Consider the following 14,251-nt stretch of genomic DNA (forward strand, 5'->3'; position numbering starts at 1 on the left):
AATCCACCAACGCCACCTGAGTGTCATCGTTCAATCAAGCGTTGGCTAGTTGAGACAAGTCCCCTGGGAACGCGAAGCCATGAGGGCAATCTAATACCACAAATCATAGGAAGGGTTAGCTAAACTCAATACTGCATCCATAGCATCAAAAATGATTATGTCCCACCCCGTTTGATTTTTTCAAATGACATGTTTCAACCGTATTAATGCCAATATTGCATTTGATAGCCGATACGCGGTCGGGTAATAATGAGTTGTTTGGATGACGGATACGCTTGGTTCAATTTGTTACGTAGCGACGTCATATGAACGCGTAAACTCGGCATTTCTGATTTATTTACATAACCATAAATTGCTTTAAGTATCGTATCATACGTGAGTACTTTACCGACATGACGACATAATAATTCTAATAAAGCAAATTCATTCGGTGTCAAATTGAGCGTCTGATCATGAATACAGGCCGTTTTCGAATGATAAGAAACGACTAAAGGGCCATTTTCAAACACGATATCTTTGTTGTTTTGCATATTTTTTAACCTTTGCACAACTCTAATTCGAGCTCGTAATTCATCCACGTTAAAAGGCTTTGTCATGTAATCATTCGCCCCATTATCTAATGCTTCAACGATGGTTTGTTCATCCAATCGCGCACTGATGACAATAATCGGTATATCGAAAGTTTGACGTATCATTTTAATTAAATCTAACCCATCGATATCAGGTAGTCCTAAATCTAACAAAATAATATCTGGCGCTTTTGAACGAATTTGAAAATGAGCGTCCTTACCATTTTTGGCGGTGATCACTTCATAATAATCAAGGGTGAGTGAAACATCAAGTAAGTGCGTTATCGCTTCATCATCTTCTACAACTAATATTTTAATATTCACTGCATTGCCTCCTCAATTTATTCATTTTCATAAGGTAGGTTGAAATAAAATAGACTCCCATGTGGTTCATTTTGTCGATATTTTAACTGGCTGCCATGCTTTTCTAAAATAGACTGAACAAGATAAAGCCCAAGCCCCATACTGTCTTTCTTATTATCTTTGAAGAGCTGATGTTTATGAAAAGGTTGGAAAATCGTATGTTGTTCTTCATCAGATAATCCCGGACCTTCATCAATGACCTCAAATAAAATATGCTGTTCTTTTTTACTGATCATTAAAGTAATCGGTGTTTTAGGCGGTGTATGTTTTAAAGCATTTTCTATCAAATTAAAAATCGCTTGTAATATGAGCTTGCTATCAATATTGACAAAGCAAATCTCATGAAATGCTGTTACTTTAACTTGATCGTTTAATCGTCTCCGCTCGACCACTGATTCGATTTCTTCTACTAATTCTTCTATAAGATACAGTTGGCGATTCAACTTCATATTCGAATGTTCAAGTCTAGTGAGAGATAAAATATTGGAAACGAGCATGTGTAAATATTGCGCTTCGTCAAATGAACGCGAAATCAACTGATGCTGTTCTTCGCAAGGCATTCCTTTGCCATCCAGTAGTAATACGTCCAAGTTGCCGATAATAGACGTTAACGGTGTACGTATACCATGCGAAATCGAACGTAAAAAATTAGAGCGTGTCATTTCTCGTTCAGCCCGTAGCATCGATTCACGCGTTTGACGCAGTAAGCTCAAGTTTTCTACTGCAAGCGACATTTCATTCAGCATGGACTCTAAAATAGAATTATCATAGGAATCGATAATTTGTGCTTCAGAAAAATGTATTGAAACAATCGCTTTGACCGGCTTTGTTCCTATCGGTATCAATAAGTATTGGATGCCTGGAAAAGTGTCCGTTGTTGCTCCCGCACGCTTTTGATTTTTAATAATCCAACTCAACGCTTGTTGATGTCTGGAATCATCTGTATGGGGCCCTTGAACTGGAATCGTTCTTGAAATTTTTTCATCCTCAACTAAGTAAATCGTTACTTCCTGATTTAAAAGGTGTTGGATTTGATGTCTTGCATTAACTAATAAATCAGGAATCGTATAGGTTTGTTTGATCGAATCATTAAATTGTAACAGTAAATCTGTCCGATACAATTGATGTTTCGTGACGATGTACTGATGCTTAATTTGTTTTAATAATCCACTCGTCACAATGCTAACGATAATGCTGATGGTGAAGGTGATAGGATAATCAAAGCGATACACTTCAAAAGTAAACCTTGGCACAGTAAAAAAGAAATTAAAGACAAACACGTTTAAAATAGCCGCAAAAAAGCCGATGAGATACGATTGGGTCCACATGCTTAACACAATGATTCCTAATAAAAACAAGAGCAAAATAATCGTGTCTTGCTCACCTCTGCCTGTGCTATATACCCATAAACCTAAAAGTACACAAATCGCTTGTATTGTAATCATCTTAAAAATATCCACTGTCCAACGCTTTTGTTGTATATTTTGGTTTTGGCGGTCGTGCTTCGTTTTCGTTTGGATATGCTTAATCGGTACAATTTCAATTTTATAATGATGTTTTAAGTCTAGTAGCTGATCAATTAGAGGGCGCTTAAACCATGTATTCCATTTGTCGTTCATATGTTGACCCATCACGAGTTTGGTCACTTTCTGGGATTTGCACCAATCATCGATACCAGACGCGATTTGATTATCGTATATCACTTTTACCGATGCCCCTAACGACTGGGCTAACATTAAATTTTGGTGGACCTGACTTTCATTAGAATCGTGCTTACCTTCATGCTCAAATACGTCAATATAAACTGCGGTAAATTGTGCATGTTCACGATTGGCGATACGCCGTGCCTCTCGAATGACCGTTTCGTTACTGATACTCCCACTGATGGCGACAGCGACATGTGGGGTAATATCAGTGTTTTTCTTGTATAGATGTTCCTTTTGACTCATCATGTCTGCGGCTGTTCGGAGTGTTAATTCTCGTAATTCCGAAAGGTTCTCATACGTAAAAAAGTGGCTGAATGCTGTATCGAGTCGTTCCTTTTTATAGACCTTTCCTGCTTTAAGTCGATTGATGAGTTGTTTAGGTGAAATGTCAATGACCTCAATCGCGTCACTCGACATAATCAATTGATCTGGCACCCGCTCTTTAATTTTGACCCCTGTCATTAATGCCACTTGTTCGCTCAAACTTTCAATGTGTTGAATATTTAACGTCGTATGCACATCAATTCCGTGCGAAAGAATTTCTTCAATATCCATATACCTTTTTTCATGACGTTCTTTTGAAATGTTCGTATGCGCCAATTCATCTATCAGGACAATGGCCGGAGCTGATTCAATAATTTGATCCACGTCTAAGTATTGAAATGTATGGCTGCCATGCTTTTTAGATTTTGTTTGAATGACTGGCAATTGTTCAGCTAGAGCTTGGGTTTCTTTACGTTGATGTGGCTCTATGTAACCAATTTTAATATCAGCGCCTTCACGATAAGCGTCTATCGCATTGGATAACATTTCATACGTTTTACCAACACCCGGAGAATAACCAAGGTATATCGTTAATGACCCTCTTTTTATCGTTGGATTACGCTCCATATGCTTCACCTCTTCTCATTCATCATAAACTTCAAATCTTACATTTTCTATAAAAAAATACGTTTTTCTTTATCTTAATAACTTCTTAATAAAACTACGCAAATATTAATAATCTCCTTATATAAGTTTTTATATAATGATTTCTGCAATAAGAAGGAGGTCAAGAGATGATTGGCGTATTAGGTTTTATTGTCATCGCATTAATTGGCTATTTAGCATATGCCTTAATTTACAGTGAAAAGTTTTAAATACAGTTATTGATGGAGGGAAAACATGGAAATCGTTATCTTTTTAATCATCTTTTTAATATGTGCACTTTTATTAAGTCGCTACTTATATAGTGTTGCATTATTAACCCCGACACCTGCAGACAAAGTATTTTCAGGTGTTGAAAAAGTGATTTATAAAGCTTTAGGAACTCAATTAGAACACATGTCGGGTAAGACTTACCTTAAACATTTTCTATTATTTAATGGGCTCATGGGCATGTTGACGTTCGTCTTATTACTCATTCAACAATGGCTCTTTTTAAATCCTAATCACAATTTAAATCAATCTATTTCGTTGGCATTTAACACGGTGACTTCATTTTTAACCAATACGAACTTACAGCACTATGCAGGTGAATCAGGTCTCACGTATTTGACTCAAATGATTGTCATCACCTACTTGATGTTTACGTCTAGTGCTTCAGGTTACGCAGTTTGTATTGCGATGTTGCGTCGATTAACAGGCATGACAGACGTGATCGGCAATTTTTATCAAGATGTGGTCCGTTTTATTATCCGTGTGTTAATGCCATTGTCATTGATTGTGAGCATACTTTTAATGAGTCAGGGGACACCTCAAACATTAAAAGGCAACTTAACCATTCAGACGATAACAGGAAAAATACAACACATCGCATATGGCCCTATTGCTTCCTTAGAGTCGATTAAACATTTAGGGACAAACGGTGGTGGTTTTTTAGGTGCCAACTCTGCCACACCGTTCGAGAACCCAACTGTATGGTCCAATTATATTGAAATGTTAAGTATGATGTTGATTCCAGGTGCACTGGTTTTTCTATTTGGGAGAATGTTGACTAAAAGCGGAAAGCAAATTCATGCACATGCTTATGTCATCTTCGGGACAATGTTGTTATTTTTCTTAGTTTTCTTTGCGATTGCCGTGATTTCAGAGTATAGAGGCAATGTTGTTCTGTCTCATTTAGGCATTGTCGGTCCGAATATGGAAGGTAAAGAAGTCAGATTGGGTCCTGGACTTTCAGCACTTTTCACGACAATTACGACAGCATTTACAACAGGTACAGTCAATAACATGCATGACACACTCACGCCTTTTGGTGGTTTTGTACCTTTAGTATTAATGATGCTTAACGCCATTTTCGGGGGTGAAGGTGTCGGACTCATGAATATGCTGATTTTCGTCTTATTAACCGTATTTATTTGTAGTTTAATGGTAGGAAAAACACCTAACTATTTAGGTATGAAAATTGAAGGACGGGAAATGAAACTGATTGCGTTAACGTTCTTAATTCATCCGATATTGATTTTAGTCGCAACTGCACTCGCTTTTATTGTGCCTGGTGCGAGTGATGCGATTACAAATCCTTCGTTTCATGGTATCTCACAAGCACTTTATGAAATGACATCCGCTTCTGCAAATAATGGTTCTGGATTTGAAGGTCTAGCAGATGGTATAACGTTTTGGAATATTTCAACAGGTATCGTGATGTTGATTGCGCGTTATATCCCAATCATTTTACAAATCATGATTGCTTCAAGTTTAGTGAATAAAAAAGCATATCAACAAGAGGATCAGACGATTGCGATCGACAAACCTTTCTTTGGCGTTTCACTTACCCTTTTTATCATCTTATTAAGTGGGTTAACATTTTTACCCGTATTATTGCTAGGACCTATTGGCGAATTTTTATCATTAAAATAAAGGAGGATATGTTGTATGAATCAGTCATCTCATGTGTTGAATGGTGCGATAGTCAAACAAGCCATTAAAGAGAGTTTTATTAAATTAAACCCTGCATATCTCATCAAAAATCCAATCATGTTTGTCGTAGAGGTAGGGATGTTTTTAACTTTAATCATGACGATCGTCCCACAGATTTTTACAGATTATGGTATGTCACGACCGTATTTATTCACGATTTTTATCGTTTTATTATTGACGATTCTGTTCTCTAATTTTTCAGAAGCTATCGCAGAAGGACGCGGTAAAGCACAGGCAAACAGTCTTCGAAAAACAAAATCTAATATGATTGCCCGCCGTATTGTAGGCGATGAACAATATGAAACGATTGACGCCTCCGCATTAAAACGCGGTCAACGCATTCTCGTTAAAGCCGGAGAAACAATCCCATCAGACGGCACGATAATTGAAGGCATTGCAACGGTAGATGAATCTGCCATTACCGGAGAGTCTGCACCTGTCATTAAAGAATCAGGTGGTGACTTCTCAGGCGTCATTGGGGGAACAACTGTGACATCAGATTGGCTTATTATTGAAGTAGACAGTGAAGAAGGGTCTACATTTTTAGATAAAATGATTGCGCTCGTCGAAGGGGCACAACGCAAAAAAACACCTAACGAAATCGCACTTTTCACATTACTCATTACATTAACGATTATCTTTTTAGTTGTGATTTTAACGTTTTATCCGATTGCACAATATTTAAAGCTGAATGTGCCCATTGCGACATTAATTGCATTGACTGTATGCTTAATACCGACAACGATTGGTGGACTACTTTCTGCCATTGGTATTGCTGGGATGGACCGCGTTACACAATTTAATATTTTAGCTAAAAGTGGACGTGCTATCGAAACATGTGGCGATGTGGATGTATTAATTTTAGATAAAACAGGTACCATTACTTACGGTAACCGTTTAGCTGAATCACTGCTACCGGTTCGAGAAGAGTGGTACGACAGATTACTCATCGCAGCATATGAAACTTCAGTTTATGATGATACACCTGAAGGCAAAAGTATTGTCACTTTAGCAAAACGTTCATCTGTTCAGTTGCCAGACGAGGTCAAAGGTGACTATCGACCCTTTAAAGCAGAAACACGTATGAGCGGTATCATCATAGGAGATCGTGCCGTCTTTAAAGGTGCACCTAATAGTATGATGAAATATGTAAAGCAACGCGGCGGTATCGTGCCCGAAAATGTTGAAACACTCGTGACAGAAGTATCGAGTAAAGGCGGTACACCCTTAATCGTTGTAGAAGACCAAACAATTTTAGGTGTCATTTATTTAAAAGATGTCATTAAAGAAGGGCTCGTTGAACGCTTTCAAGAATTGCGTCAAATGGGCATCGAAACAGTGATGTGTACAGGTGACAATGAATTAACTGCCGCTACCATCGCAAAAGAAGCGAGTGTCGACCGTTTTATCGCAGAATGTAAACCGGAAGATAAAATCAAAGTCATTAAAGAAGAACAAGAAAAAGGTCACATTGTTGCGATGACAGGTGATGGTACAAATGACGCGCCTGCATTAGCTCAAGCAAATGTTGGACTTGCGATGAACTCAGGGACTTTAAGCGCAAAAGAAGCCGCCAACTTAATTGATTTGGATTCCAACCCAACCAAATTAATGGAAGTTGTCAAAATCGGTAAACAATTGCTGATGACGCGAGGTGCATTGACAACATTTAGTATTGCGAATGATATTGCCAAATATTTTGCGATTTTACCGGCAATGATGATGGTCACTGTCCCCCAAATGAGTCAGCTTAATATTATGCATTTGCACTCCCCTGAATCTGCAATTGTATCAGCGTTAATCTTTAATGCCCTCATTATCGCATTGTTAATTCCTATTGCGATGAAAGGGGTTCGCATTAAAGGAGCTTCGACTGAGACAATATTGATGAAAAATATGTTGGTGTATGGACTCGGCGGCATGATTGTACCATTTATCGGTATTAAACTCATTGATCTCATCATTCAATGGTGGATATAGGAGGATGAATATGAAAGCGATAAGAAGTAGTATAGGCCTCGTTGTGATGACAATGATTTTGTGTGGTATCATCTTTCCATTAGCTGTCACAGCAATAGGACAGACGGTGTTTCATGAGCAAGCGAACGGAAGCCTTGTCACACAAAAGGATCAAGTCGTGGGTTCTAAGCTCATTGGACAACAGTGGGATGAACCGCAATACTTTCACGGTCGTGTGAGTGCTGTAAAATATAATATGGATCCAACCATGTTAAAAGAAAATGGTGTCGCTTCGGGTAGTCATAACTATTCCAATGGGCACCCTGAACTTAAAAAGAGAGCGGCAGATTTAAAACAACATAACGGTCACCCTACGCCGATTGATGCCGTTACAGAATCCGGTTCAGGTTTAGACCCGGATATTACTGTAGGTAACGCAAAACAACAAGTCGCGCGCATTGCACAACAACGAAACTTGTCATCCGAACAACTCAATCAACTCATTTCCAAACAAGCCCATCAAGGCACGATGTATGATGACTATGTGAATGTGTTAGAGCTAAATCTTGCATTAGATCAAATGTCAGGTCGTTAGCTTTAAGACCCATGTGTTAATAAAAATGACATATCGTGTGTTCATATAGGAAAGGGACTGGGGCATTAAGTTTTCCCAGTCCTATTTATCGTGGAGCTATATCTACAGTTGATGATAATAACGACGAAAACAAGGAAGAATTGGACATAAAAAGTGGATGATATGGATTGTCTTTATATCAGAAACTTGCCCTCTGTTCCAGTATTTGGAGTATGATTGCCAGAAGGCTGAGACTCTTGAGGGATTAGCTGGTCCGGAAAATCCACTAACGCTTCAACAAATGTAACAGTTTAATCAAGCGTTAGTTAGTTGAAAGACCAGCCCCTAAGAAACGCGAAGCCATGAGGGCAATCAAAAACACACTTCATCACGAAAGGGCAAGTTAAACAATATATTGCATCAATATCATCAAAATTTTTTATGTCCCCCCCTTTTTAAGCGTGTTGTTTATGAATAAATGGCTTAAAAAAGGTCATGTTCACCCTTATTAAACGATTGGCGGGCTACGAATTGAAATCGATTAACTACCCTTTTATTGTTCCTTTGCCTTTATTCTTTCAATCTCTCTCATTATTTTTTTGAATAGTATTGCTATAATAATACTAGCGATAAAATAATAAATCGCAATCATAGGTAACATTTGATGGATTGCTGTGAATACATCGTTTCCTCTGATTAAAGTCAATACGCTATACACAATTATGTAAGTTAATGGTGTCATAATGTACACAAGACTAAATAGCATTTTGGTTAAGTTCATAAGCCACTCCTTCAAAAATAATTTGCGTACCTTCATCATACCTATATCCGCTTAATAAAAGAAAATCATATCTAAAAAAGCAAGGCGTTTATTGTATTTGATCATTATGAACATTCTTAGGGGAAGAAAACATTATCAAAGTCACATTGTGGATTATTATTATAAATTAAGAGAGCAGCCTCATGGGAAAGCCCACAAGACTGCCGTAATAGCGAGTATTAATCGCTTATTAAAGACCATTCACTACTTGATAGTCAATGATAAATTATATGACTATCAGAAAGCACCACACTAACGAAACCATATAATCATAACACCTTATTCAAAAAAGTAAAAATTGGACGGTCTAGTTCAGTAATGTCAATTTTAATTATTGAACCCTTGCCAAATCGTAGGAAAGGGGATGGACAATTTTTCCTAGCACCTATCTTATATATAGACTTATGATAGCATCATCGAAAAATAAGAATGAATTAGACGTAAAATTTCGATGTGCTTGTTTGACTTGATGTCGAAAATTTGTCCTCGTCCACATCATCAAATCTTTATTTTTGTAAAATCTTTTCGATATAAAACGCAGATTCTTCAATCGAGCGGTATTCTGTATTAATCACCGTCGCATTAAGCTGTCTAAACACTTCTTCAGCATATGCGAGTTCTGCTTTGATGCGCTGTAAATCATTGTAATACGCCTGTTTCCCTTTCATGCCGAGCACTTTCACACGCTCTGTACGAATGCTCATAATGTATTCGGGACTTGCTGTGAGACCGATGACTTTCAATTTTTTGTCCTTCACGATGTCATAAGGGATACCGATTTCAGGCACTAACGGAATATTGGCGACTCTATACCCTTTGTTTGCTAAATACATACTTAATGGTGTTTTAGACGTTCTGGATACACCTACGATAAGGACGTCCGCTTCTTCAATATCTGTGAAATGTTTGCCATCATCATATTTGACTGCATATTCTATCGCATCGATACGTTTGAAATAGTCTTCATCTAACTCACGAATTTTCCCTTTCTCTTTGACAGGCACGTGCCCTGTTGCAGCTTGAACGTGTTGCATGAGTGGCGACATATAATCAATGTAAGGGATTTGATGTTCTGCTGCATACGCTTGTCCCAACGCATTAAAGTGATCTGTCACTAAAGTGGTTACGACAATCGCCTGACGTTCTTTAGCAAGTTTTAACACGTTAAGAAGCGCTTCCTCACTTTCAATCAATGAAAATTTCTTCATTTCAATCTGTGTCAGCTTTGGAAATTGACTCATGACCGCGTGCACCATACGTTGTGCGGTTTCACCTAAAGAGTCTGAAATGATAAAAATGGTCAATTGCGGTGCGGTTGGCATATTATCCCTCACTTTCAACGACACTTTGCGCAGCTGCTAACTTAGCACCCGGTACACGGAATGGCGAACATGACACATAATCAATAGGCATGCGATGGAAATGATGGATTGATTTTGGATCACCACCGAGCTCACCACAGACACCAATTTTAATATTCGCATTCGCCGCTTTCGCTTGTTCTGAAGCATTTCGTACGAGTGCGCCCACACCGTCAACATCTAAAGTTTGGAATGGATCGACCTCTAAAATATGTTGGTTCACATAGTCATTAATAAATTTTCCGGCATCATCACGTGAAAAGCCGTAAGTCAATTGTGTTAAATCATTCGTACCAAAGCTGAAGAAATCACATACTTTCGCAAGGTCACCTGCAATCACACAAGCGCGCGGTGTTTCAATCATCGTTCCAATTAAGTAATGCAGTGATTGATTCGTGTCAGTCTCAATTTGCTGAATCGCTTCAAGAATTTGTGCTTTTAACACTTTAAATTCTTCGACAGTAGAGACAAGCGGCACCATAATTTCTGGATGACATGCGATACCTTCATTTTTCAATTGCGCGACACTCTTCATCATTGCTTCGACTTGCATGACATACAATTCTGGATATGTGATCGCGAGACGACAACCACGATGCCCTAACATTGGATTCGTTTCATGCAATTCTGCCATACGTTGGTTGAGCTGTGCCGTAGAAATGTTTAATTGTTGCGCAACACTCTCTATTTCTTCATCAGATTTTGGTAAAAACTCATGCAATGGTGGATCAAGTAAACGCACAATCGTTGGACGCTCGCCTGATAAACGGAAAATTTGTTCAAAGTCTTCTGTTTGATATGTGCGAATGTGATTTAAAGCTTGTGTTCTTGTCTCATCGTCTGAAGATAAGATAAAACGACGCATTTCTACTAATCGTTCTGCACCGAAAAACATATGCTCTGTACGTACGAGACCAATACCTTGCGCATTAAACTGATAACCCGCTTCAATGTCTGGCGTCGTTTCCGCATTCATACGAACGTCTAAACGTGCAATTTCTTCCGTCCATGCCATAAATTGTTCGAATGCCTCACTATGTTCAGCACTTGTCGTCTCCACGATACCTGCATAAATATCGCCTTGTCCCCCGTCAACAGAAATTTCATCGCCTTCAAACAACTGACCATTGGCATACGTCACTGTTTTCTCACGTGTGTTAATTTCAAGGTCTGCACAGCCTGTCACACAGCATTTACCCATACCACGCGCAACCACGGCAGCATGCGATGTCATTCCACCATGTGTCGTTACGATCGCTTCACTCGCAATCATGCCTTCAATATCTTCTGGTGACGTTTCTGGTCGCATTAAGATGACCTTTTCGCCTGCTTCAGCTTGACGTTTCGCTTCTTCTGCTGAAAACACAATTTTACCCGTTGCAGCACCTGGACTCGCAGGTAAGCCCGCTTTTGAAATCACAGTCGCCGCTTCTAACGCTTGTGCTTCAAACGTTGGATGGAGGAGCGTGTCGATCGATTTCACGTCGACTTTGGTCATCGCATCTTTTTTCGAAATGACACCCTCTTCGACTAAATCAACAGCAATTTGCATCGCGGCTTTCGCTGTACGTTTACCGTTACGCGTTTGGAGAATATAGAGCTTTTCATTTTCAATCGTAAATTCAATATCTTGCATATCTTGATAATGCTGTTCGAGTTGTTCGGCCACAGCGACAAATTGTTCATGAACATGTGGCATTTGCTCGTGTAATGTCGCAATATCTTGAGGCGTACGAATTCCTGCCACGACATCTTCACCTTGTGCGTTCAACAAGTATTCTCCAAATAACTTTGCTTCACCTGTAACAGGATTACGTGTAAATGCCACACCTGTCCCACTTTGAGGCCCACTATTTCCGAACACCATTTCTTGAACGTTGACAGCTGTACCGATATTGTGCGGAATGTCATTCAAATCACGATACACACGTGCGCGGTCATTATCCCACGATTTAAATACAGCTTCTATTGCTTCTAATAACTGATCGAGTGGATTTTGTGGAAATGGTTTGTACACTTCTTCAATATAAACCGTTTTATAGTGTTCACAAATTTCTTGTAACCCTTCAGCCGGAATATCCGCATCATTTTGATAACCGTTTTTCTCTTTGTAAGTATCGAAATATGTATCAAATGCGGCCATCGGAATACCATAAACCACTTCACCAAACATTTGTAATAGACGACGGTAACAATCATAAGCAAAACGCGCATCATTTGTCTTACGTGCGAGTTTTTCAACGTTTTCATCATTCAATCCTAAATTTAAAATTGTATCCATCATTCCTGGCATCGAAATTTTGGCCCCACTACGCACTGAGACAAGTAACAGATTTTCGTCCGAAGAAAACGCTTTGTTTGTACGCGCTGAAAAAGCCTCCAATTGCGTTTGTAATTGTGTTTTAACCTCGTCCGACAATTGTTCACCACGCTCTAAATATTCAATACATGCCGCTGTCGTTATCGTGAAGCCATCAGGAACCGGTAAACCTAAACGCTTCATTTCTGATAAATTGGCCCCTTTCCCGCCAAGTAAATCCTTCATATCTTTTTGGCCTTCATCAAATGCATAAACGTATTTTGTCATACTGAGCCACCTCTCTCTATTTAATATGTCATACTAATAAATAAGAGTATGTCACATTAATGAGAAATTGACAATCAAAAACAGAAGAATCAGTTAAATTTTTTATATTTTGTCAATAATTTGTCATAAAAAAGGTAAGATGAAACATCTCAAGGTACGTTTAAAATGAATAAAAAACGGTTATACATAAGAACATATGTTTTGATGGGAATCATTGGGTATGACACAATTGATAGGAAATACCTAAAAGGAGTATATAAAAATGACAAAAATATTTGTAACAGGTGCAACAGGCTTAATCGGGATGCGCTTAACAGAAAGATTAATTAAAGAAGGACATAACGTCGCGGGCTTTACCACTTCAGAAAATGGGAAAGCACGTTTAGAAAAAATCGGCGCTCAAGCATTTATCGGTAACATTTTAGAGCCTGATACGATTGAAGCTGCGATTAAAGCATTTCAACCAGAAGTAATTATGCATCAAATTACAGATTTAAAAAATGTGGATATGACCGCGAATACAAAAGTGCGCGTTGAAGGGACACGTCACCTTGCAGACATCGCGCTCAAATACGGCGTTCGAAATATCATTTCACAAAGCTTAGCGTTTATGTACGAACCAGGTAATACGTTAGCGACTGAAACAACACCACTCGATACAAACTCATCAGGCGATCGTAAAATTACAGTCGATGGTGTCATCGGTGTAGAAAGCGAAAGCCAACGTTTAGAACACGCCGTCATTTTACGTTACGGTATGATGTATGGACCGGGCACTTGGTACGGTAAAGACGGCATGATTTATAACCAATTTAAAGATGGCAACGTGCAATTATCAAAAGGTATCACTTCTTACGTGCATATCGATGACACTGTAGAAGCAGCGATTAAGGCACTCGATTTTGAGCCAGGCATTTACAACGTGACAGACGACGAACCGATTGACGGCGAAACATGGGCGGCTTGGTATGCCGAACAACTGAACGTTTCCCCTCACATTGAATTTTTCGAAGCACAACCATACGAACGCGGTGCAGACAATCAAAAATACAAGGCACAAGGCGGCAAATTGTTATATGCCACTTGGCGCGACGGTATGAAAGTAAATGAATAAATAAAAACAGTGGAAAGCTCACATAAAGTTGGGCTTTCCGTTTTTTTGTTTATTTTGGTTAAGATTTCGACTTTTTGAACATGACACTTTTGATAGATGCGAAATTTAAAACAAAATATGACAACATTTTAGTCGGTTAGCCACAACTTTGACATCTCATTAAATTGAATAGCGAAACATTTAGTTAAGAATTAAAGCGAATCAATACAAGCATTAGATTATGCAATATAAAGTTTTGCACATTATTTCTTAATCAATTATTAAATGTCTTAAGAATGGTTTAAGATTAATTAATTC

At 38.6% G+C, this 14,251-nt stretch carries 9 protein-coding genes and 1 pseudogene; 6 read left to right on the forward strand and 4 right to left on the reverse strand.

Features of this window, described 5'->3' with window-relative positions:
* Positions 1-203 precede the first annotated feature (203 nt).
* Complete coding sequence (locus CCE82_RS07205; RefSeq protein ID WP_086428737.1) at positions 204-893, reverse strand: response regulator transcription factor; 690 nt, start codon at positions 891-893, stop codon at positions 204-206.
* Positions 894-910: 17 nt separating this feature from the next.
* Entirely contained in the window at positions 911-3,529 is a 2,619-nt protein-coding gene (locus CCE82_RS07210; protein WP_086428738.1) for a sensor histidine kinase, read from the reverse strand.
* 167 nt (positions 3,530-3,696) lie between these two features.
* On the opposite strand from CCE82_RS07210, the gene CCE82_RS13350 reads away from it, so the two are divergent.
* The 5 genes and pseudogenes from CCE82_RS13350 to CCE82_RS07240 all read left to right on the forward strand — a co-directional run.
* The gene (locus CCE82_RS13350; RefSeq protein ID WP_086428739.1) at positions 3,697-3,777 is read left to right on the forward strand and encodes a potassium-transporting ATPase subunit F; all 81 of its coding nucleotides are present in this window, start codon (positions 3,697-3,699) and stop codon (positions 3,775-3,777) included.
* A 25-nt stretch (positions 3,778-3,802) separates the two neighbouring features.
* Positions 3,803-5,479 carry a potassium-transporting ATPase subunit KdpA gene (kdpA, locus tag CCE82_RS07220; RefSeq protein WP_086428740.1) on the forward strand — a complete coding sequence of 559 codons (1,677 nt, stop codon included), beginning with the start codon at positions 3,803-3,805 and terminating at the stop codon, positions 5,477-5,479.
* 15 nt (positions 5,480-5,494) lie between these two features.
* Complete coding sequence (gene kdpB / locus CCE82_RS07225) at positions 5,495-7,519, forward strand: potassium-transporting ATPase subunit KdpB (RefSeq protein WP_086428741.1); 2,025 nt, start codon at positions 5,495-5,497, stop codon at positions 7,517-7,519.
* A 10-nt stretch (positions 7,520-7,529) separates the two neighbouring features.
* Complete coding sequence (kdpC, locus tag CCE82_RS07230) at positions 7,530-8,093, forward strand: potassium-transporting ATPase subunit KdpC (RefSeq protein ID WP_086428742.1); 564 nt, start codon at positions 7,530-7,532, stop codon at positions 8,091-8,093.
* Between the two features lie 830 nt (positions 8,094-8,923).
* Positions 8,924-9,148: pseudogene (locus tag CCE82_RS07240) on the forward strand (IS110 family transposase); the annotation flags it as partial.
* A 250-nt stretch (positions 9,149-9,398) separates the two neighbouring features.
* Here CCE82_RS07240 and CCE82_RS07245 read toward each other — a convergent pair.
* Positions 9,399-10,226: a pyruvate, water dikinase regulatory protein gene (locus CCE82_RS07245; RefSeq protein ID WP_420822107.1), complete on the reverse strand. Its 828-nt coding sequence runs from the start codon at positions 10,224-10,226 to the stop codon at positions 9,399-9,401.
* Entirely contained in the window at positions 10,216-12,840 is a 2,625-nt protein-coding gene (gene ppdK, locus CCE82_RS07250; protein ID WP_086428745.1) for a pyruvate, phosphate dikinase, read from the reverse strand. Before ppdK ends, CCE82_RS07245 begins: the two co-directional genes overlap by 11 nt.
* 262 nt (positions 12,841-13,102) lie before the next feature.
* Between ppdK and CCE82_RS07255 the strand changes: the two genes are divergently transcribed.
* Complete coding sequence (locus CCE82_RS07255; protein WP_086428746.1) at positions 13,103-13,954, forward strand: NAD-dependent epimerase/dehydratase family protein; 852 nt, start codon at positions 13,103-13,105, stop codon at positions 13,952-13,954.
* The last annotated feature ends 297 nt before the right edge of the window (positions 13,955-14,251 follow it).

Origin of the sequence: Staphylococcus cornubiensis, assembly GCF_900183575.1 — a bacterium.
Taxonomy (GTDB): domain Bacteria; phylum Bacillota; class Bacilli; order Staphylococcales; family Staphylococcaceae; genus Staphylococcus; species Staphylococcus cornubiensis.

Coding starts and splice junctions, on each gene's coding strand:
- CCE82_RS07255 (WP_086428746.1), top strand. CDS start 13,103: ATGACAAAAATATTTGTAACAGGTGCAACAGGCTTAATCGGGATGCGC.
- CCE82_RS07210 (WP_086428738.1), bottom strand. CDS start 3,529: ATGGAGCGTAATCCAACGATAAAAAGAGGGTCATTAACGATATACCTT.
- CCE82_RS13350 (WP_086428739.1), top strand. CDS start 3,697: ATGATTGGCGTATTAGGTTTTATTGTCATCGCATTAATTGGCTATTTA.
- kdpC (WP_086428742.1), top strand. CDS start 7,530: ATGAAAGCGATAAGAAGTAGTATAGGCCTCGTTGTGATGACAATGATT.
- kdpA (WP_086428740.1), top strand. CDS start 3,803: ATGGAAATCGTTATCTTTTTAATCATCTTTTTAATATGTGCACTTTTA.
- kdpB (WP_086428741.1), top strand. CDS start 5,495: ATGAATCAGTCATCTCATGTGTTGAATGGTGCGATAGTCAAACAAGCC.
- ppdK (WP_086428745.1), bottom strand. CDS start 12,840: ATGACAAAATACGTTTATGCATTTGATGAAGGCCAAAAAGATATGAAG.